Below are 19942 nucleotides of genomic sequence, written 5' to 3'. Positions count from 1 at the left end.
TTAGGCGGAAAGCCTCGGTTAGCAAGCGGAATCAACCCTGATCATGTCAATATAATCTCGTAAAATCCTGATCTTAGCACAAGCATTCGTGATAGAAGGGCGCTACCAAAGGAAATGCTGTCTGGCGGCGATCTGCAGCATTTGCGTGGCGAAAGCTCGGCTAGAATGCTTGCCTGAAACCCGGAGAAAGCCATGCCCGCCCCCCTTCTGCACATCGAAACTTCGCCCGTTCTGCCTGACGTGGCCGATGCGGTAGTGATCGGCGGCGGCATCGTCGGCGTCTTTACGGCCTATTATCTCGCACGGCACGGCCTGAAGGTCGCTCTTATCGAAAAAGGCCGGATCGGTGCCGAACAATCCAGTCGGAACTGGGGATGGTGCCGGCAGCAGAACAGGGATGCCCGCGAACTGCCGATCTCCACCAAGAGCCTGGCCCTTTGGGAGGATTTCGGCAAGGACAGCGGCGAGGATACCGGATTTCGTCGCTGCGGCCTGCTCTATCTGAGCAATGACGATGCCGAGCTCGCCGGCTGGGCGCGCTGGGGCGAATTTGCCCGCGGCGTCGGCGTCACCACCCATATGCTCGACGGCAAAAAGGCGAGCGAATTCGGGGTGGCGACCGGTCGGCAATGGAAGGGCGGGGTCTTCTCGCCAACGGACGGCACCGCCGATCCGTCCCGGGCTGCCCCTGTCGTCGCCCGCGCCATCATGGCGCTCGGCGGCAGCGTCCACCAGATGTGTGCGGCGCGCGGTCTCGAGGTCGAAGGCGGCCGCGTCAGCGGCGTCGTCACCGAGGCCGGCACCATCCGCACCCGAACCGTTGTGATGGCCGGCGGCGCCTGGGCATCGTCCTTTTGCCGGCAGCTCGGCATCCGCTTTCCACAGGCCGCGATTCGCTCCTCGATCCTCTCGGTCGCCCCTGGCGCCGAGGGCTTGCCGGCAGCGCTGCACACTGCCGCGGTCTCCGCCACGCGCCGGAGGGACGGCGGCTATACGCTCGCCATCAGCGGTCGCGCCCGTGTCGATCCGACCCTGCAGCAGCTCCGCTTCGCGCGCCATTTCGTGCCGATGTTCATCAAGCGCCGACGCAGCCTCGCGCCCGGCGGGTTGGAAGGCTTAAAGAACGGTCATGAAACCCTGTCGCGCTGGCGGCTCGATCGGCCGACGCCGATGGAGCGCAACCGCATTCTCGACCCCCGTCCGGATCGCCAGCAGATCGAAGCGACCCTGGAGCGGGCACGGGCGCTGCTTCCGGCGCTTGCCCAGACGCCAGTCATGGCCACCTGGGCCGGCTATATCGACAGCACACCCGACGGCGTTCCGGCGATCGGTGAGATACCGACCCTGCCGGGACTGATTCTGGCGGCAGGCTTCAGCGGCCACGGATTCGGGATTGGTCCCGGAGCAGGCCATCTCGTCGCTGATCTCGTCACGGGTGCAGAGCCGATCGTCGATCCGAAACCCTACTATCCGGACCGGTTGAACGGCTCGGTCTGGGGCAGGGTTGCGGATTTCTGATCCTTCGCCCGCTCGTTGCCAAATTGAACTTGACTGCTTTCCTCATAAAAGCATACAGGGTCTCAGTTTTCATCGAGCGATGGCTCGAGCCTGGTGCTGGCTTATGGTCGATCTTCGAGCGTAAGCCGGCCTCTCGCATTTTGCCGAAGGACAAGCCGCCATGTCCGTTGGGACGCTTCAAGCCACTGTGACCGGAGGCGAACAGTATCGCTTCCGGGTCTTCCGCCGCCTGATCATCCTGGCGCTTCTCGGCGTCGCGCTCTGCGTGAGCATAGCGCTCGACATGGCGCTTGGCCCGGCCAACTATACCCTGCAGCAGGTTCTGTCCGCGATTTTCGATCCTGCCAACGCGGCTATTCAATTGCGCGTCGTCATATGGGATATCCGCATGCCGATCGCGTTGATGGCCGTTGTCGTCGGTGCCTCCCTGTCGGTTTCGGGCGCGGAGATGCAGACGATCCTCGCCAATCCTCTGGCAAGCCCGTTCACGCTCGGAATTTCGGCGGCGGCAAGTTTCGGCGCGGCTCTCGCGCTTGTCGGCGGCGTCGCGCTCTATCCCGGAGCGGTCGCCTATATGGTGCCGATCAACGCCTTCATCATGGCGATGGCGGCGGCAATGTTCATCCACTTTGCCTCGACCATGCGCGGCGTCAGCGTCGAGACCATCGTCCTGCTCGGCATCGCCCTGGTATTCACCTTCAACGCAGCCCTGTCGCTGCTCGAATATCTGGCATCCGAACAGGCGCTTTCGGCAATAGTGTTCTGGACGATGGGTAGCTTCACCAAGGCAACCTGGCCCAAGGTCGCGATCATCGCCGGCATGCTTGTCGTCATCTTGCCGTTGTTCATGCGGGACGCATGGGCGCTGACGGCGCTGCGCCTCGGCGACGACAAGGCCGCGAGCATGGGCGTCAACGTGCGGGCGCTGCGCCTGCGGACGATGATGCTCGTCAGCCTGCTTGCCGCCATCCCCGTATCCTTCGTCGGCACGATCGGCTTCGTCGGTCTCGTCGGTCCTCACATGGCGCGCATGATCGTCGGCGAAGACCAGCGCTTCTTCCTGCCCGCATCGGTCGTCTGCGGCGCCCTGCTCCTGTCGGCAACCTCGGTTCTCAGCAAGATCATCATCCCCGGCGCGATCCTGCCGATCGGAGTGATCACCGCGCTGGTCGGCGTTCCCTTCTTCTTCATCCTGATTTTCGGCAGCAGGAGGCGTTCATGGTAGCTTTGGCACTCGATCAGGTCGGAGCGTCTTACGGCAAGGTGAAGGTGCTGTCCGATGTCACCCTGAGCGACCTCAAGGGCGGCAGCGTTACGGCGATCATCGGCCCCAACGCGGCCGGCAAGTCGACGCTGTTCAAGCGGATCGCCAGTCTGATCAAGGGGCCGGGACTGGTCGAACTCACCGACACCGCGCGAGGACCACGCTCGATCTGCTACATGCCACAGGATACCGGCGCCAATGCGGTTCTCACCGTTTACGAGTCGGTCCTGCTTTCAGCAAAGCAAGGCAGCGGCTGGCGGGTCGCCGACGACGAACTGGCCGAAATCGACGCGATCCTCAAGGCATTGCATATCGAAAACCTTGCGTTTCGCGGCCTCGGCGAGCTTTCCGGCGGTCAGCGCCAGCTCGTTTCGCTGGCACAGGCACTCATTCGCCGCCCCGAAATCCTGTTGATGGACGAACCGACATCGGCACTCGACCTTCACCGGCAAATCGAGGTGCTGAGCTTCATTACCGATCTCGCCAAGCGGGACGGCATGATCGTTCTGATCGCGCTCCACGACCTCAACCACGCGCTCCGCTACTGCGAAAACACCATCGTCATCGCGCAGGGCAAAATGGCGGCGAGCGGCGCGACACCCGACGTCATCACCACCGGGATGCTGCGCGATATCTACAGGATCGATGCCCGCGTCGAGACATGTTCCCGCGGCAGCCCCATGGTGATCGTCGACGGAGCGATTTGATCGATCACGTTGGAGTGACACGAACCGTACACGTCGCTCGGCAGCCTCGACGGCCACAAAATTCGCTCCTATCGTGCGCGCCGCAGTCCGCAGTTGGATAGAGGATCGGATATGGACGACAAAATCTTGGCAGTGCTCGATGAATATCACGAGCTGATCCGGGAAGAGCAGAGCAAGCCGCGCGACATGCCGCCCGGCGGCCGCGATGGCGGCCAGGATCGCCGGATGCGCGCCGTCGGCCCGGAAACCGGCCGCCTGCTCAACATCATCGCCAAGAGCCTGAGGGCGCCGAACATCCTCGAACTCGGCACCTCCTTCGGCTATTCCGGTATCTGGCTGGCGGAAGCCGCCCGTGCGACCGGCGGCCGGCTGATCACGATGGAATTGCATGACTACAAATCGGCCTATGCCCGCGACAAGGCGACGAAGGCCGGACTTGCCGGCCATATCGACTTCAAGGTCGGTGACGCCGTGCAGATGATCTCCGAGCTGACGGTCGGCGTCGACTTTGTGCTGGTCGATCTCTGGAAGGATCTCTATGTGCCCTGCCTGGAGGCTTTCTACCCCAAGCTCAATCCAGGTGCGATCATCATCGCCGACAACATGATCCGTCCCGGAAACGAGGATGTGCAGGCCTATGGCCGGGCCGTCCGGGCCAAGGCCGGAATCACCAGCGTGCTGTTACCTGTCGGTATGGGGATCGAGGTCAGCCGTTTCGACCCGTGATCCTGGGGCGGAAGGCGAGACATCCTTCGCGCCAGGCGCCATAGTCTGAGCCGATCCATTCGAAAGCGCCGCATATCGATTAAATTCCTGAGCCAGCGGCGAAAGCAAACCTCTTACCCACCGCCGGGCGTCATTCCTTGCCGTCGAGCGTCAACATCAGATTGGCAAGCAACGCGGTGCGCGGCGCGACGCTGCTGACAAGAATATATTCGTCGAACGTATGAGCGCCGGCGCCATCCGCGCCCAGCCCGTCAAGTGTGGCGACGCCAAGGGCTGCCGTGAAATTGCCGTCCGAACCGCCGCCGGTGATGACGCCTTCCAGCTTGATTCCGAGTTCGGCAGCAATCCCCGCAGTATGGTCAAAAAGCCGTTTGCCGCCTTCGGATTGCGGGAATGGCGGCCTGTTGAGACCGCCGCTGATCTCGATCGTGATATCCGGATCAACCGGCTTCAGGGCCTCGATCTTGCCGAGGACTTCCGTCGCCGTCTGTTCATCGGGCACGCGCACGTCGACCTGCATCTGGCATTCCGCCGGTACGGTGTTGCGCCCGGTTCCGCCGTGAATAGTGCCGACAGTTACCGTGACGCCGCGCGTGGGGTCGTTCAATGCTTCGAGTTCGAGCACCAGCCTTGCGGCCGCGCGGACGGCGCTGCGACCATCCTGCGGCCGGGTGCCGGCATGGGAGGCGCGACCCCGAACGATAATGTCGTACATGGCCACGCCCTTGCGCGCGACGACGATCTTGCCACCGTCGCGGGCGGGCTCGACCACCAGTGCGTAGCCGGCATTGCGACTATAGGCCTCGATGAGAGCGCGGGAGCTAAGGCTGCCCATCTCCTCATCCGGCATGAACAGCAGATCGACGGGCAGCTTCGGGCCGGAGCCGTGGCGGACCGCAAGCTTCATCGCCTCCAGCGCCATCAGGGCGCCGGACTTCATATCGTAGATACCAGGTCCGTAGAGGCGATCGCCCTCCTGCCGCCAGGGCAGCTGGTTCTTGATCGTGCCGGCGGCATGAACCGTATCCAGATGGGCCAGGATGAGCGTGCTCTTCTGGTTGCTGCCGGCGGGGCGAGGCGAACGTACCGCCAAGATATCGCCGAACCCCATGGTTCCTGGTGTCCGCTCCACCACAAGACCGGCTTCCCGGGCAATCGCCTCGACACGGTCGGCCAATCGGTTCACGGCATCGGCATCCGGCGTATGGGTTTCGATCTCCACCCAGCGCTGTAATTCCGAAAGCAGCGCGGCCTGGTCGATGTCATCGGGGGAAATAGCAAGGGGCATGGAAGGCGTCCGGTTGAGAGGTCATGCGGTAGTGAGAGGTATCCGGCGGGTCAGAATCGGCAGATCGTCTCCGCCTATTGATACAGAAAGACTTATCACAGTCATCGACCAAGTAAGTCCCTTACCGCATGCCTCAACGATTGGCGGCGATGCCAGGCATCCGGCCCATTTGGCCACTTTCAAAAGCATCGATGGAATTGCCGTCGTCAACGCTAAGCACGGCGCCGGTGACAAAGCTTGCCTTTTCGGAGCAGAGATAGCCGATCGCCGCTGGCGCATCGTCCGGTCCGTTCGACCGGGCGAGCGGAATACGCAGCATAATATTCGTCACATACTCGTCATTCAACCGGCTGACGGCGCTGCCCGGCGTGAAATTCGGCTCGACCACATTGACGCGAATACCGTGCGTGGCCAGCTCCAACGCGAAACCCTTCGAAAGACGCTCGATTGCAGTCTTGGAGGTGCAATAGGCAACGGATTCGTTCGGCATCCGCCGGGCTGTCCCCGAGGAGATGTTGATGATCGAACCTTTGCGCTTCTCGGCAATCATCAGCTTGGCCATCTCCCGGGTGAGCACGAAGGGCGCGCGCAAATTGACACTGAAGACACGATCCCAGTCGGAAAACTCCATGTCGAGCAGGCTGAAGTTGGTATAGATGCTGGCATTGTTGATCAGGATATCCGGCGCCTTCCACTCACGGCGCACAAGGTCGACGAGATCCAACAGCGAGGCGTCGTCGGTCAATTCCGTCGTGTGCAACAAGACCTTCGCCGGATTGAGCCGAAGCTCCCTGACGGCGGCTTCGAGCTCTTCCCTTCGAATATCCGAAAGGCAAAGCCGCGCGCCTTGCCGGGCGAAATACGCAGCGATCCAGCGCCCGAAGACACCGGCAGCTCCGGTGACGACGACAGTCTTGTTTTCAAATTCCATGATAAGCCTCAGCGCTAACGAGAGCCGGGGACTGGCCGGTCATCCAACCAGCCGCCCAGCTCCTTGATGGAAGGGAAAAGACGTAACGACTGAGCCAACAACCAAGCATTGCCGCTCAACATGTCGGTCGCTCCCGGTTCATTGCCGCCAGCTCATGTCCATGACAAACATCGCCTCGTTGGGGCTCGGCTGCCACTTCAGGCTCTTGCTGGCGCCATAGACGGCATCGCCTTGGTAGAGACCGATGCCGGGCACATCCTGCTTCAGGATTTCATAGGCCTTCCGATAGTCCTCCAGCCGCTTGTCGCTGTCGAGTGTCGAACGGGCATCGTCAACGAGAGCGTCGAACTGCGGGTTGCTGTATTTCGCCCAGCTGCTGCCGGTGCGAAACAGCGGAAAGATGACCCCGTCCGCATCCTGGCAGGCGCAGGACCAGCGGCCGAAAGCCATGCTGCCGGCGTCCTTGGCGTCTCCCTGGCGACGCTTCAGGAAGGTCGCCTGATCGAGCGAAGTGATCGTCGTATCGAGACCCACATCATTCAGCATCTGCTGGATGGCTTCCACCATCGATCGATCATAGGAGGGCGAGGTCAGAAACTCGATCTTCGCCCCTTCTGCGCCCGCGTCCTTGATCAAGGCGCGCGCCTTGTCCGGATCGAAGGGGTAGCCTTCGACCCTCTCGGTGTAACCAAAGATCGGTTTGGCGCCGACGACGTTGACTGGGGAGCCGAAGCCCTGCAACAGCGCATCGACCAGGGTCTGCCTGTCGATGGCGTAGGCGATCGCCTGGCGCACGCGGACATCCTGCGTCGCGCCGGCCTGGGCGTTGATGTAGATATAGCCAACGCGCTCGGTCGGAACCGAGAGCACCTGCACCTCCTCGCCGCTCTTCAGTGCAATTGCCTGATCGGAAGGAAGATCACGAACGAGATCGGCCTTACCCGTCTTCAGGTCGGCAATACGAGTGGAGACATCGGGCACGGCGCGGAAAACGACATGTTCGAAGGGCGGTTTTGCGCGCCAATAATGATCGTTCGCCTGAAGCTCGGTCTGTACGCCCTTCTGCCACTGCACCAGCCTGTAGGGACCGCTGCCCATCGGCTTCAGATTGAACTCCTGGGCACCCACCTTCTCGACATAGGCTTTCGGCACGATCGACAGTTTGACAAGCTGGGCAATCAGCGCCGGATAGGGCGACTTCGTCGTCATCTTCACCATGGTCGGGCTGGTGGCCTCGGCCTTGATGATCTGGTTGAACTGCGACAATTGCGGGCTCTTCAGAGCCGGATCGATGATACGGTTGATGCTGTAGGCAACATCCTCGGCCGTCAGCTTGCTGCCGTCCTGGAAGGTCACATCGTCGCGAATCTGGAATTCAAGGGTCTTGTCGTCGAGATATTTCCAGGATGTCGCGATCTGCGGCACGATCGCGCCCGACGTGTCGCGGGTGACGAGATTGTCGAAAATATTGCGATAGACGCTGTAGCTGTCCGTGTCCCATTGAAGATGCGGATCGAGCGTGGCCGCATCATTCGGCAGGTCGATCGTCAGCGTATCCTTGGCCGATTGCGCATGGGCTGTCGGAACCAGAAGGCTCGTGGCAAGGACCGCTGCGGATAAGAACTTGAAATGCATAATCTACTACCCCTTTGAAATTCAAAACCGTCGTCGCGTCCCGCCGGACGCTCATCATTTATTGATGTAATGTCTTGAGGCCGGCTTCCGATGCACAATAGGTTGCGATCTCCGCGTGGGTGGCGAACCACACACCACCCTTGGCCTGCGCCTGGCGAATAATCTCTTCCAGAATGAAGATGCGCGAGCGATGACCGACATGATGAGGATGGAGAGTAAGCTGGAATAGCCCGCCCTCCTCATAGGCAACCTCCAGTTCACGCTGGAAGATGTCCAGAACCATCGACGGACCGCCATAGGGCCGCGCGCCGGTCATGCGATCCATCGCCACATAGGGAGCGTCGTCGCGGATCCACTCCACCGGAATTTCAACGATACCCGTCGGCTCGCCGTCTTCAAGCAGCTCGTAGGGCTCCTCGTCCGCCATCAGCGACGAATCGTAAAGGAGCCTCATCTCGCGGGCGATCTTCAGCGTATATGGGCTGAAATCCCAGGATGCCGTGCGCATACCGACCGGTCGAACACCGGAAATGCGCTCCAGCACATCGGCGGCCCGCAGTGCAAGATCGCGTTCCGTCGCCTCGTCCAGACGCGAATTGAACTCATGGATCCAGCTATGCATGCCGAGTTCATGGCCCGACGCCACCACGGCGCGCACTTCGTCCGCATTGATCATCGCCGATACCGCCGGCATGAAGACAGAGGCCGGAACGGCGTATTTCTCCAGCAATTTGAGGATGCGCGGCATGCCTGAACGGGCGCCATATTGCCCCTGGCTCATCCGGCCCAGCGAAACGCCGCCGTTGCGCAACTCCATAGTCTCGTGGTCGGCATCGAAGGACAAAGCCACCGCCATGCGGGCGCCATTCTTCCACTTGGCGGGGCGCAACGATCGGCCGGCGCGAACCTTGTCGACACGGCTCCGCCAGACTTCGTCCTCCCAGAGCCAGGGCTCGTCGATTGTTGCCTGCTTTTGTGTCCTGCTCATCGCTGCATCCGTCTTGCCGGTTGTCGCTTTTGTAGGCACAACTGTTATAGGCCGATCGATTGGCCAACAACGGGGAGATCGTTCACATACATGAACTCGGAAGTGAAGAGTGCTGGACGTATCCTCGATATCCTTGAATATATGGCGGGGCGGCGGGAAGCAGTTGCCTTGTCGCAAATCACCCGGGATCTGGCATTGCCGAAAAGCAGCGCCCACGGATTGGTCCAGACCCTCGCCGCGCGTGGGCATCTCGTCCAGGATTCAGCCGGGCGCTACATGCTGATCGAGGCAGGCCGCCATGGTTTCCCTTTCCGCCGCCATGAGGAGCCGCTGGTGGTGAAGGCGGTACCTTTCATGGAGCGCCTGCGCGACGAATCGGGCGAGACCGTGCTGCTCAGCGCCATGAACGCCCATTGCGACATCCGCCGGCTGGCAAAGAGCGTGAGCCGCCAGCCGATACGCTATGATGTGAACATGGATGCCGCCATCGTCGCCTATTGCACGGCCATGGGCCGCGTGCTTCTCGCTCACGCCCCGCAACAAACTTTGGAAGATTATCTCTCTCGCGTGCAGTTTCTTCCTTATACACCCCATACGATTACCGATTTGCAGAAAATCCGGGACATCCTCGCCAAGGTGCGGCGGGACGGATATGCCGTCAACAATCAGGAATTCGTCACCGGCTCGATCGGCATCGCCACACCAATTTTCGACGCCACCGGCGACGTCGTCGCCGCGCTCAATCTGGGTACTTTGACCAGCCGCTATATCGAACGGCGCGAGGCATTTCTGTCGATGCTGTGCAAGACAGCCGACGATATTAGCCGCAGCCTTGGATACAGGGCAAAACCTTAAGCGCCGCCACGTCAGGCCGGATGTGTGGAATAGGCGCATTTCTCGCGCCAGGCGACAGGCGTCATGTCGGTGACCCGGCGAAACTCGCGATTGAAATTCGACTTGGTCTGGAAACCGGCCTCAAGCATGATTTCGGTCACTGATTGATCCGTCTCGGCCAGTAACCGGCAGGCTTCGGCAATCCTGTAGTCGTTGACATATTGCGAGACGTTTTTAGCTGTGGCCCTGTTGATGGCACCCGAGATGCGGCGCGACGGTATCCCGGCCTTGCGTGCCAGCCGTTCAAGATTGAGATTGGCGTCGCGGTAGAGCTTCTTCTCCTGCATCAACTCGTGGATCCGGTCGACAGTGTCTTTGTCTTCGGCAGCATCGGATACAGGCAGGATTTCCGCCATCTCTGCGTCCGTTGAATTCCGGCTGGCCGCGGCGGCCGCTGTGCCGAGGACAAGCAGGCCGACAAGATTAGCGATGCTGACGATCAAGCCGACATGCGCACCATGGGTCCAGCCGAAATCAAACAGCACCAGCGCATCGATCAATGCCGAGAAGCATAGGGCGCCAGCCGCGAAAACAAGCGCCCGATGGGCCGGCCGTGCGGCCTCGAACGATGCCAGACGCAGCGCGTCCGGACCCGGACGGACAAGCCAGAGTAGAGCCAAGGCGTAGGCGATTTGAATGAGGATCATCGCGATATCGATGGCGGCGGGCCGGATAATGGCCAACGCGGCAATGATAACGGGCGGAAAGCTGTAGAAGCCCAGGAGGGAGGGCCAGCGCCTGCGACTATCCACGCCCAGTCTGCGTACGCCGGCATAAATCAGCGGCGGCATGACTGTTGGGATCACGAGCGCCAGATAGCCAATCCACCGCACGCCATAGCCCAGTCGCAGGCCGACTAGGACCGATTGCACGGCGCAGAGCAAAAGCAAAGCAAGAAATGGCCGGTTCGCGGCAAGCTCGCCGTCCCGCCGCACGACCGCCAGAAACAGCAGAAGCAGCAGGAGAGCAACGACGAAAGGTAGTGGCACGAACAGCATAAGACCCTTCCTCGGGGCAACCATATTTTTCGCCACTATGGCCTGACTCGCGGCCTCCCGCGATCTAGATCGCGTTCTGCGACGTCCTAAATCACGATCGAGGTCGCACCAGACGTGCCGGCGGCGGAAAATCACGCCGTCAACGCCTGGAGACCCCCAATGAATGCAGAAGCGAATATCGCGAACCGGCTTCGATCGCTGTCGATCGAGCGTGCAGCCGCGAGCCGTCAATTCCCAACACGTGGGGCGGCTCTGACAGTCTTGGCCGTAGCACTCGCGACAGCGGCTTGCATATCGCTTCCCCTTGCCGAAAACCTCTGGAGGCATGCGGGAACGGAAGCCATCTCCCAGCCCGCAGTCGACGCCATAGCGCAAGACAAGCTTCCCTCCCAACCGCCGCAAACGCCGCCACCTCAATCCGTGATCGGCTCCGGCTATGTCGTCGCCGAAAAGATGATTACCTTGCGGCCAGAAATCGGCGGCAAGGTCGCCGAACTGCCACTGGACGTCGGCGACCACTTTACCGCCGGGCAAATTATTGCGCGGCTGGATACGACAACGGACGAGATTGAGCTCAGGATCGCCAGATCCCAGGCCGCAGGCGCAGACGCGTCGGCGCATCGGGTGGAGGTCTCATTGGCGCAGGCCCGCAGGACCGTGGAACGTACCAAATCGCTTGTCGAACGCGGCGCGGTTGCCGTCAGCAGCCTCGATGGCGACAGCCTCTCCGTCGTGCAGTTGACCAGCGATTTCGACGTTGCGCGGCAGGCGGCCGAAACTGCCCGGCTACAGGTGGAGAAGCAGGAAAGAAACCTGGCGCTCCATCAGATCGTCGCGCCCTTTGACGGCGTGATCGTCACCCGGCTGGCCGGCCTTGGCGATATTGTCGCCTCCGGCACGGATGGCGGCGGGCCGAGGGATGGGATCGCCATTCTTCTCGACCCGAATTCCCTGATCATCGACGTCGATATCGCGCAATCCAATGCTGCGCGCATTGAACCCGGCCAGACGGCGGTCGCCGTTCTCGACGCCTTTCCCGACCGGAAGTTCAAGATGCGGGTGCGGACGATCGTGCCGGCTGCTTCATTGCAGAAGGGCACGGTGACCGCGCGGCTGGAATTCCTGGTGCCGCCCACACGCATACTGCCGAACATGGCGACCAAGGTCACCCTGGATGCTCCGGAACTTCAAGCAAACGCAAATGAAAGAGGACTTTGAGATGGACAACAGCACATCTGCGCCAGACGACGGGATTGTGATCGACAATGTGCGCAAGGATTACCGGATCGGCAAGAATGCCGTGACGATCTTTTCGGATTTGACCATGACCATCGGCGCCGGCGATTTCGTCGCGATCGTGGGACCGTCCGGCTCCGGCAAGTCGACGCTCCTGAACCTCATCGGCGGCATCGATCGTCCCGATGGCGGCGACGTCAATTTCGGGCATGCGCGCATCAGCCGGATGAGCGAAAGCGCGCTGACGAAATGGCGCGGTGCCAATGTCGGCTTCGTGTTCCAGTTCTACAATCTGATGCCGATGCTGACGGCGGAGCAAAATATCGAGCTTCCCCTGCTGCTGACCGGCCTGACTGGGCGTCAGCGTCGAGAACGGGTAGAAACAATCCTGTCTCTTGTCGGCCTTACCGACCGGCGCAAGCATCTGCCTTCGGAGCTTTCCGGCGGTCAGCAGCAGCGTGTGGGGATCGCACGAGCGCTGGCGAGCGATCCGAAACTGTTGCTCTGCGACGAGCCGACGGGCGATCTCGATCGCTCTTCCGCCGAAGAGGTGCTCGCCATGCTGCGGATCCTCAACGCCGAACTCGGCAAGACCATCGTCATGGTCACGCACGACGATATGGCGGCACGCTCCGCCAAGCGTGTCCTGCGCCTGGACAAGGGCCAGTTCGTCGAACGGGAGGCCGCGTGAGCACCGTGAACCGCTTCACTCTCCTTCGCCGCACTATGGCTCGCAAACCGACACGCAGTGTCCTGCTGATCACCAGCATCGCCATCGCCTTCTTCATCTATCTCGTCCTGACAAGCTTCCAGCACGGCTTTCTCGGCGGCGAGGTGGATTCCGAGCGGCTGATCGTGACCAACAAGGTCGGCGATGCCCTGCCCCTGCCGATCAGCTATTACGACAAGATTCTGGCGTTGCCCGACATCGCCGGGACAACCTACATGACGCGCAGCCGAGCGACCTACCGGACACCAACGAATTTTATGGGCCTGACAGCGGTGGAGCCACGCAGCTTCGCCGCCTTTATCGGCGATGACTACGATATCCCCGCCGACGCCCTCGCCCGTTTCGGAGAGGTCCGCAGCGGTGCCATTGTCGGCCGCAGCATTGCCTCGCAGGAAGGCTGGACGCTTGGGCAGACGATCACTCTGAATACGTCGAGTTTCGTCAAGACGGATGGCAGCTCGGACTTCCAATTCGACATCGTCGGCATATTGGACGACAAACAATCCGCCGACACGCATTTCGTGATGGCTCGCTACGACTACATCAACGCGGAGCGCGGCATGGACCGCGACACCGTGACCGGCTTCCGCATCCTGCCAAAGAAGGGTGCTCGCACTGACGACATCATCAAGGCTGTCGATACCCTCTTTGCCAATTCCGCCTACGAGACCCGGACGCGCACGGAAACCGAATTCATGAAGGCGTTCATCGCGCAATTCGCCGATGTCGCGACCATCGTGCGGCTGGTGGTCGGCGTCGCCTTCATCACCATCCTGATGATCGTCGCCAACACCATGTTCTTCGCCATCCGCGAACGGACGAAGGAAATCGGCGTGCTGAAGGTCCTCGGTTTTTCGCGACTCTTCATTCTCGGCAATGTCCTGGCTGAAACCTTCGCCCTGTTTACCGCGGGACTCAGCCTTGCTCTTGGCCTTGCCTTTGCGGCCATCCTGTTTCTGCGGGAGCCACTGCGCACCATTGTGCCGGAGCTGACGCTTACTTCCCCGATTATCGTTCAGGCGATCGCCCTCGCCGCCCTACTGGCCCTAGCAACTGGCATTGCGCCTGCCTTCAACGCCATGCGCGTGCCGCCCAACGCCGCTTTAAGAGAAAGATGAGACCATGAGCACGATTGTCCGCCAATCCCTGGCCCTCACCCTATCCAATCTGAAATCGCTCCGCCGCCGGATATGGATTTCCCTGTCGCTGGTGTTTTCCGTGGCGATGGTCGTCACTGTCCCGCTCGGCTTTCTCGCAATGTCGAACGGCTTCCAGACATCGCTGCTGCAAGCCGGTGCCAAGGACATCGCCATCGCTCTCGGCAAGGGAGCGGCGACGGAACTCGGCAGCCGCATCGAACCTTCCCAACTTCATTATCTCGACGGTACTCCCGGCATCACCACAGATACGACAGGCGCCTCGGTGATGTCGCCGGAAATGGTCGTGCCCGTGGAGGTGCCGGAGAAGGCCGGTGGACTGCTTTCGACATTGTCGTTGCGCGGCATCGGTCCTTTCGGTCTCAGCGTGCGTCCGAATGTCCGGATAGTTAGCGGCCGGATGTTCAATCCCGGCGCCAGCGAAATCGTCGTCGGCCGGCGGCTGAGCAATGATTACAAAGGCCTTGAGATCGGCGAACAGCTCACCTTCGGCACATCGAAATGGACCGTCGTCGGCATCTTCAATGCCGGCGGCTCCGTCTTCGAATCCGAAATGCTGGCGGATATCGGCGTGGTGCAGACGCTGTTCAACCGGCCCAATCTGATCCAGAGCGTCAGGATCAAGCTCACCGCACCGGAGACGCTACCGCCACTGGAATCCATGGCGGCCACCACGCCGCAGATCGGACTGACGGTGCGGTCGGAGCAGGATTACTTCGCCGGGCTTGCCGAACGAACGTCGAAGCTGATCCTTTTTCTCGGCTGGCCGCTAGCGATCACCATGGCCGCAGGCGCCGTGGTCGGCGCCATGACGACCATGTTCAGTTCCGTGTCGGATCGCGGCACCGAAATCGCCACCGTCCGCGCTATCGGCTTCAGCCGCAGGGCGGCCTTTGCCGGCACATGGATCGAGGCGATGGCCCTGACCTGCCTCGGCTGCCTGGCCGGCGTCGGTTTTTCCTACCTCGTCCTCAACGGTTGGACGGCGTCGACCGTGAGCCCCGACCGCACGCAGATCGGGTTCCAACTGGTGCTGTCCCTTCCCCTGGTGATGAAGGCGGTCTGGCTGTCCCTGATCATCGGCGCCATCGGCGGCGCGTTGCCTGCAGTGGCCGCCACGCGCATTCCGCTCAGACTGGCAATGAGCGGGCGATCGCAAGCTGGCTGACGGACCTACTTCTTCGCTTTCGCCTTCGTCCGTCGCATCTTTCGGTCGGCCGCCAGCAGCAGACCCTTAAGTTCCGGCTCACGCACCCGACTTGCCGCCTCGGTGAAGGAAACCCATTCACTGAGGCGCTGGCCTCTTTCGGGAAAGTTCTCGAAGGTCTTTTCGACTTCGAGCAGGTGCAGTTGCACGATACAGGGAACGCGGCTCTCGTCGGGAAGTTGTTTCAGATAGGTGAAGTAGCCGAACCTCTTTTTCTTGATCTTGCCGCGCACGCCGGCTTCCTCGAAAGCCTCGATCGCGGCAACCTCATGCGGCTTCTTGCCTTTTATCGGCCAGCCTTTCGGAATGATCCAACGACCACTCTCGCGGCTGGTGACGACAAGCACTTCGGGCACACCCAATTTCGGATGATTCCGGTAACAGAGCGCCGCATATTGCTCGTAGATGGGACCGTGAAACAGCGCATCCGCATGAGAAGCAAGCTCCGCGAGAAAGCCTTCCGATCGACCCGGTGATTTCGCTTGCCGATCCGGAGCCATGCTTGCGCCCAGTGTCAGTGCGCGCAAAACGTCGGAGCGGGAGATCCCTGTCGGGTCCGCCACCTCACGCGCGCTCACGAACACCTTTTGTGACACGCCGCTCTCCTGCTTACACGCGACTCCACTCAAATCTGCTATTGTCAGCATCATCCTCTGAGCCGATGCCATGACAGTTTCATGAAGCAGGCTGTTGATGAGTGGGCAGATTCCTGCGGCAATTGTACGCGCAAGGCTGACGGGTGCGGAGCCGGGGAACAGGCATGCCAATTTATTCATCGCCGGGCAGCATAAAGCCGCGCCCGGCGATCTGTTTGATCATCATACAACGACCGCTGCGCATGATCGGTTGTCACAAGGACGATCATACGCCTCGTTCACGCCGTCTGGCTATGCTCGCCACCACGGCGAGAAATACCGCTCAGGGCCTCGGCGGCGACGCCGTTCCTGTGGGCCACGGCTATGTCTCCGAGCGAGAGAATGCCGACCAATCGCTTGTCATGATCCAGCACCGGCAGGCGGCGCACCTGGATATCACCCATATTGCGGCAGACGTCTTCGATCTCCTGATCGTCGAAGCAATATTTGACGTCTGATGTCATCACATCACGGACCTTCGCGTCCGGACCCATGCCCATGGCGACGCCACGGATGGCGATATCACGATCGGTGATCATGCCGACCAAACGGTCGTGATCGGCAACCGGCAGGATGCCGGCATCGAGATCCGCCATCGTCTGCGCGGCGCTCAGGATTGTCTCATCAAGATTGGTAATGCGCACATCGTGCGTCATGGCGTCACGGACTTTCATTGGTTCCTCCATCATCGGACGCCGTGTCCTGGTCGTTGGTAGGATCAGCATCGGGCGGCGCCTATTTCCCCGCTGATCGCAGTGCCCTCTCGCGAAGGCCTGCTACCACAACAGACGAAACACTGAACGGTTCCAACCGCATCAAAAGCTTTTCGAACTCATGATGCCAATAGGGCCTTGCTAGCAAGTTCGAGCTGAGTGTCGGTACCGCTCCTCAACTCCTCACGCGTGACCGCAATGAGTTTATCGGGCGTTACACCAACGCCTTCGAATTGGCGTCCATCGGGAAAATATTCCCGTTTTGTCGATACCCTGAACGACATTCCAAATTCCGGGAAGCGCACAAAATATGGCTGCCCGGTCGAACCATACGTCGGCTCTCCGAGAACAAGGCCGCGATTCCCGTCCTTGAAGCGCAAGACGAAATCCTCGCAGGCGGAGGCGCAGCCGCCGTCGATAAGCAGGGCTATCTTCCCTTTCCAGGCATCTGCGAGTGGCTCTGTTCTATTCGGACCGGATCTCATCATCAGGGTTGGCAAAGCCGCAACGGCTCCGTTTAACGAGTCCAAAGCATCACTCTTGGCGATCGTCATAGGGGTGGCGACGAGAGTGCCCCGATAGGATATCGCCATAATGGCGGAGAGTAAGTTGCCGGGCGTGCTGCCTCCGCCGTTGTCACGCAGATCAAGGAGGATGGCGCGGGCGTCTCCTGCACTTTGAATGGCCGAAATCGCCGCTTGCTCATACTTCGGATCTGCAAAGCTTGGGACGCGGATCACGACCAAACCGTCTGCGCATCGGATTATCTCGACTTCCGTCGCAGGCGCTCGCCCCCGTTCCGGTCCGCTAAGCGGCACGGTCAAATCGACAGGTACTTGTCGCTCGTCGTCTGTGCCGATTGTGAAATGTTTCGGAAACAGAAACAGTCGGCGCCAGGTTGCGCGATCAAGCGCTGTTTGGCTGGATTGGCCGATATGTTCACGGATCGGCTTAAGCCACTCGTCGATGGGTTTACCGTCAACCGTTGTAACCACGTCGCCCGGGGCCAACTCAGACATTCGTGATTGTGCGATAGTCCATCGACCATCGATCCGCCTTATCCTGAACGGTACTGGCCCGGCGTGTTGCGACAATGCTTCGTCTTCGAAGATCGTATGGCCGTTCTGCAGGCTTGCGAAGAAGCGCATGGTAGCCAAGGAAAAAGCTTTCCGGTCTCCGGATCCTATCGCTTCTACGAGATAGGCGCGGTAACGTGCCTCGAAGTCATAGCCAGCAGGCAAACCTTCCGCATGAGCGAAGTAGCGCTTGATCACATGGTAGGCCGTCGCAGCAATATAGGCACGATCTGTGATATCCGGATCACGAGACTGAGCAGCATCAGCGTTCTCGGCCATTGCTATAGCCGCTGGCGTGAATAGTGACCCGGATGGAAGCACTGCTGCACCAAGAAGCGAGAAAGACGTAATCGTAGTTTCATCATGCCCTCAGATTCTGCAGCCTACATTCGCAATATGTGCTGCCTTCGAGAGATAAAACAACCCATTTTCAGAAAATTGACGGAGGCCATGCTTCGATGGTTCTTTCCGCGACCAAACTGGAAAATTACGCATCCCGCGCATGCGCAAACCAGTCGATGAGATGTGTAAGATATATGCCGCGCAATCAGCCAATCTTCCTCGACAAGGCGAGGAGAGCGACAACCATCTAAGCCTCTCGATCGCTTTTGCTATTCCGAGCCATAGCGTGAAATCGTCAGCTGAAACTGAAACGGCCTCCCATCACAGGGAGGCCGTTTCGCATTTCGTCAGATTGCCGATGATGCCGTTACTCGGCGGCCTGCAGCGAGGGCGCCTCGACATCCCCGGTCAGTTTCCCGGCCATGGCGGCCGCGAATTTCGTCTGGTCGAGTTCATTTTCCCAGCGTGCAACAACGATAGTGGCAACAGCGTTGCCGACGAAGTTGGTGAGCGCGCGGCATTCCGACATGAAGCGGTCGATGCCGAGGATCAGCGCCATGCCGGCAATCGGAACCGAAGGCACGACGGCCAGCGTGGCGGCCAGCGTAATGAAGCCGGCGCCGGTGATACCAGCGGCCCCCTTGGAGCTCAGCATCGCCACGAGCAGCAACAGGATCTGATCGCCGAAGGACAGCGACGTGTCGGTCGCCTGGGCGATGAAGAGTGCTGCCAGCGTCATGTAGATGTTGGTGCCGTCGAGGTTGAAGGAATAGCCCGTCGGAATGACGAGGCCGACGACGGAGCGCTTGCAGCCCGCGCGTTCCATCTTGTTCATCAGGCCGGGAAGTGCCGCTTCCGAAGACGAGGTGCCGAGCACCAGCAGCAGTTCTTCCTTGATATAGCGGATCAGCGCCAGGATCGAGAAGCCGTTATAGCGCGCGACAGCGCCGAGCACGACGAGCACGAAGAAGATGGACGTGGCATAGAAGGTGCCGATCAGGAACGCCAGATTGGCGATCGTGCCGATGCCGTATTTGCCGATGGTAAAGGCCATGGCGCCGAAGGCGCCGATCGGTGCGAACTTCATCAGGATTGAGACCATGCGGAAGATCGGCGTGGTCAGTGCCTGCAGGAAGTCGACAACCGGGCGGCCGCGATCACCGACCGCGCCAAGCGCGATGCCGAAGACCACCGAGAAGAACAGCACCTGAAGGATATCGCCCTTGGCGAAAGCGCCGACGATGGTGTCCGGAATGATGTTCATCAGGAAGCCGACAACGGAGGCGTCATGCGCCTGTGCGGCGTAGTTACTGACGGCCTTCGTGTCCAGCGTTGCCGGATCGATATGCATGCCGGCGCCCGGCTGCACGACGTTCGAGACGATCATGCCGACAATCAGCGCCAACGTCGAGAAGGTCAGGAAGTAGATGAACGCCTTGCCGACGACACGACCGAATTTCTTCAGGTCCGACATGCCGGCAATACCGGTCGTCACCGTTAGGAAGATGACCGGCGCGATGACCATGCGGACCAGTTTGATGAAGGCATCACCAAGCGGCTGCAGCGATGTGCCGAGCTGCGGATAGTAATGGCCGAGCAGGATACCGGCGGCGATAGCGGTCAGAACCTGCACGTAAAGGTGCCGGTAGAAGGGTAGTTTGACGCGCTTTTCGGCGTCGGCAGCGATGGGAGCAATCATGATGTCCTCCGTTGTGCCCAACCGATCCCTCGGCCCTCCGGGCAAGACTAAAATTCAACAGCCTCCGACTGTTTGATGACTCTGTGCAACGTGCGTGCCAGATGGCAGGAAACGAGGCAACGCCTTGATTTAAAAATGGCTTTTCCTGGGCAATTCAAAACGCATCTTCATATGTGTGCGATAATCCGCACAAGATGA

18 protein-coding genes are annotated in these 19942 nt (G+C 60.5%); 9 read left to right on the top strand and 9 right to left on the bottom strand.

The window, feature by feature from the left end:
- Positions 1–192: 192 nt before the first annotated feature.
- The 4 genes from AB6803_RS02500 (at position 193) to AB6803_RS02485 (ending at position 4215) form a co-directional block, all read left to right on the top strand.
- On the top strand, positions 193–1518 hold the full coding sequence (locus tag AB6803_RS02500) for an NAD(P)/FAD-dependent oxidoreductase (protein WP_371107374.1): 1326 nt from the start codon (positions 193–195) through the stop codon (positions 1516–1518).
- A 160-nt stretch (positions 1519–1678) separates the two neighbouring features.
- Positions 1679–2743: a FecCD family ABC transporter permease gene (locus AB6803_RS02495; RefSeq protein WP_371107373.1), complete on the top strand. Its 1065-nt coding sequence runs from the start codon at positions 1679–1681 to the stop codon at positions 2741–2743.
- The gene (locus AB6803_RS02490; protein ID WP_371107372.1) at positions 2737–3489 is read left to right on the top strand and encodes an ABC transporter ATP-binding protein; all 753 of its coding nucleotides are present in this window, start codon (positions 2737–2739) and stop codon (positions 3487–3489) included. The genes AB6803_RS02495 and AB6803_RS02490 overlap by 7 nt, the downstream gene beginning before the upstream one ends.
- Positions 3490–3600: 111 nt before the next feature.
- Positions 3601–4215, top strand: a complete 615-nt coding sequence (locus AB6803_RS02485; RefSeq protein ID WP_371107371.1) for an O-methyltransferase — start codon at positions 3601–3603, stop codon at positions 4213–4215.
- Positions 4216–4345: 130 nt separating this feature from the next.
- On the opposite strand, the gene AB6803_RS02480 is transcribed toward AB6803_RS02485, so the two are convergent.
- The 4 genes from AB6803_RS02480 to AB6803_RS02465 form a co-directional block, all read right to left on the bottom strand.
- Complete coding sequence (locus tag AB6803_RS02480) at positions 4346–5503, bottom strand: M20 family metallopeptidase (RefSeq protein ID WP_371107370.1); 1158 nt, start codon at positions 5501–5503, stop codon at positions 4346–4348.
- A gap of 133 nt (positions 5504–5636) precedes the next feature.
- Positions 5637–6434 carry an SDR family NAD(P)-dependent oxidoreductase gene (locus tag AB6803_RS02475; protein WP_371107369.1) on the bottom strand — a complete coding sequence of 266 codons (798 nt, stop codon included), beginning with the start codon at positions 6432–6434 and terminating at the stop codon, positions 5637–5639.
- A gap of 138 nt (positions 6435–6572) precedes the next feature.
- A complete protein-coding gene (locus AB6803_RS02470) occupies positions 6573–8069 on the bottom strand; it encodes an ABC transporter substrate-binding protein (protein ID WP_371107368.1) in 1497 nt (498 codons plus the stop codon).
- Between the two features lie 58 nt (positions 8070–8127).
- Positions 8128–9057, bottom strand: coding sequence for a polysaccharide deacetylase (locus AB6803_RS02465; protein WP_371107367.1), 930 nt, complete (start codon positions 9055–9057; stop codon positions 8128–8130).
- A gap of 90 nt (positions 9058–9147) precedes the next feature.
- Between AB6803_RS02465 and AB6803_RS02460 the strand changes: the two genes are divergently transcribed.
- Positions 9148–9912: an IclR family transcriptional regulator gene (locus tag AB6803_RS02460; protein WP_371107366.1), complete on the top strand. Its 765-nt coding sequence runs from the start codon at positions 9148–9150 to the stop codon at positions 9910–9912.
- An 11-nt stretch (positions 9913–9923) separates the two neighbouring features.
- Here the strand turns inward: AB6803_RS02460 and AB6803_RS02455 are convergent, their stop codons facing one another.
- Positions 9924–10949 carry a helix-turn-helix domain-containing protein gene (locus AB6803_RS02455; protein ID WP_371107365.1) on the bottom strand — a complete coding sequence of 342 codons (1026 nt, stop codon included), beginning with the start codon at positions 10947–10949 and terminating at the stop codon, positions 9924–9926.
- Between the two features lie 159 nt (positions 10950–11108).
- Between AB6803_RS02455 and AB6803_RS02450 the strand changes: the two genes are divergently transcribed.
- The 4 genes from AB6803_RS02450 to AB6803_RS02435 are packed head-to-tail and all read left to right on the top strand — an operon-like array spanning position 11109 to position 15240.
- Entirely contained in the window at positions 11109–12167 is a 1059-nt protein-coding gene (locus AB6803_RS02450) for an efflux RND transporter periplasmic adaptor subunit (protein WP_371107364.1), read from the top strand.
- A 1-nt stretch (position 12168) separates the two neighbouring features.
- Entirely contained in the window at positions 12169–12876 is a 708-nt protein-coding gene (locus tag AB6803_RS02445; RefSeq protein ID WP_371107363.1) for an ABC transporter ATP-binding protein, read from the top strand.
- Positions 12873–14033: an ABC transporter permease gene (locus tag AB6803_RS02440; protein ID WP_371107362.1), complete on the top strand. Its 1161-nt coding sequence runs from the start codon at positions 12873–12875 to the stop codon at positions 14031–14033. Before AB6803_RS02445 ends, AB6803_RS02440 begins: the two co-directional genes overlap by 4 nt.
- 4 nt (positions 14034–14037) lie before the next feature.
- Positions 14038–15240 carry an ABC transporter permease gene (locus tag AB6803_RS02435; RefSeq protein ID WP_371107361.1) on the top strand — a complete coding sequence of 401 codons (1203 nt, stop codon included), beginning with the start codon at positions 14038–14040 and terminating at the stop codon, positions 15238–15240.
- 5 nt (positions 15241–15245) lie between these two features.
- On the opposite strand, the gene AB6803_RS02430 is transcribed toward AB6803_RS02435, so the two are convergent.
- From AB6803_RS02430 to AB6803_RS02415, 4 genes are all read right to left on the bottom strand, one after another.
- On the bottom strand, positions 15246–15779 hold the full coding sequence (locus AB6803_RS02430; protein WP_371107699.1) for an NUDIX hydrolase: 534 nt from the start codon (positions 15777–15779) through the stop codon (positions 15246–15248).
- A 374-nt stretch (positions 15780–16153) separates the two neighbouring features.
- Positions 16154–16588 (bottom strand): CBS domain-containing protein, encoded by a 435-nt coding sequence (locus AB6803_RS02425; protein WP_371107360.1) that lies wholly within the window; start codon positions 16586–16588, stop codon positions 16154–16156.
- Positions 16589–16746: 158 nt separating this feature from the next.
- Complete coding sequence (locus AB6803_RS02420) at positions 16747–17982, bottom strand: S41 family peptidase (RefSeq protein WP_371107359.1); 1236 nt, start codon at positions 17980–17982, stop codon at positions 16747–16749.
- 430 nt (positions 17983–18412) lie between these two features.
- A complete protein-coding gene (locus tag AB6803_RS02415; protein WP_371107358.1) occupies positions 18413–19744 on the bottom strand; it encodes a dicarboxylate/amino acid:cation symporter in 1332 nt (443 codons plus the stop codon).
- Positions 19745–19942: the final 198 nt, after the last annotated feature.

This window comes from Rhizobium sp. RCC_161_2 (assembly GCF_041355235.1).
Taxonomy (GTDB): domain Bacteria; phylum Pseudomonadota; class Alphaproteobacteria; order Rhizobiales; family Rhizobiaceae; genus Rhizobium.
The sequence above is the reverse complement of the archived record's forward strand: the minus strand, read 5'-3'. Positions and strand labels throughout refer to the sequence as shown.

Coding starts and splice junctions, on each gene's coding strand:
- AB6803_RS02500 (WP_371107374.1), top strand. CDS start 193: ATGCCCGCCCCCCTTCTGCACATCGAAACTTCGCCCGTTCTGCCTGAC.
- AB6803_RS02495 (WP_371107373.1), top strand. CDS start 1,679: ATGTCCGTTGGGACGCTTCAAGCCACTGTGACCGGAGGCGAACAGTAT.
- AB6803_RS02490 (WP_371107372.1), top strand. CDS start 2,737: ATGGTAGCTTTGGCACTCGATCAGGTCGGAGCGTCTTACGGCAAGGTG.
- AB6803_RS02485 (WP_371107371.1), top strand. CDS start 3,601: ATGGACGACAAAATCTTGGCAGTGCTCGATGAATATCACGAGCTGATC.
- AB6803_RS02480 (WP_371107370.1), bottom strand. CDS start 5,503: ATGCCCCTTGCTATTTCCCCCGATGACATCGACCAGGCCGCGCTGCTT.
- AB6803_RS02475 (WP_371107369.1), bottom strand. CDS start 6,434: ATGGAATTTGAAAACAAGACTGTCGTCGTCACCGGAGCTGCCGGTGTC.
- AB6803_RS02470 (WP_371107368.1), bottom strand. CDS start 8,069: ATGCATTTCAAGTTCTTATCCGCAGCGGTCCTTGCCACGAGCCTTCTG.
- AB6803_RS02465 (WP_371107367.1), bottom strand. CDS start 9,057: ATGAGCAGGACACAAAAGCAGGCAACAATCGACGAGCCCTGGCTCTGG.
- AB6803_RS02460 (WP_371107366.1), top strand. CDS start 9,148: ATGAACTCGGAAGTGAAGAGTGCTGGACGTATCCTCGATATCCTTGAA.
- AB6803_RS02455 (WP_371107365.1), bottom strand. CDS start 10,949: ATGCTGTTCGTGCCACTACCTTTCGTCGTTGCTCTCCTGCTGCTTCTG.
- AB6803_RS02450 (WP_371107364.1), top strand. CDS start 11,109: ATGAATGCAGAAGCGAATATCGCGAACCGGCTTCGATCGCTGTCGATC.
- AB6803_RS02445 (WP_371107363.1), top strand. CDS start 12,169: ATGGACAACAGCACATCTGCGCCAGACGACGGGATTGTGATCGACAAT.
- AB6803_RS02435 (WP_371107361.1), top strand. CDS start 14,038: ATGAGCACGATTGTCCGCCAATCCCTGGCCCTCACCCTATCCAATCTG.
- AB6803_RS02430 (WP_371107699.1), bottom strand. CDS start 15,779: ATGGCTCCGGATCGGCAAGCGAAATCACCGGGTCGATCGGAAGGCTTT.
- AB6803_RS02425 (WP_371107360.1), bottom strand. CDS start 16,588: ATGAAAGTCCGTGACGCCATGACGCACGATGTGCGCATTACCAATCTT.
- AB6803_RS02420 (WP_371107359.1), bottom strand. CDS start 17,982: ATGGCCGAGAACGCTGATGCTGCTCAGTCTCGTGATCCGGATATCACA.
- AB6803_RS02415 (WP_371107358.1), bottom strand. CDS start 19,744: ATGATTGCTCCCATCGCTGCCGACGCCGAAAAGCGCGTCAAACTACCC.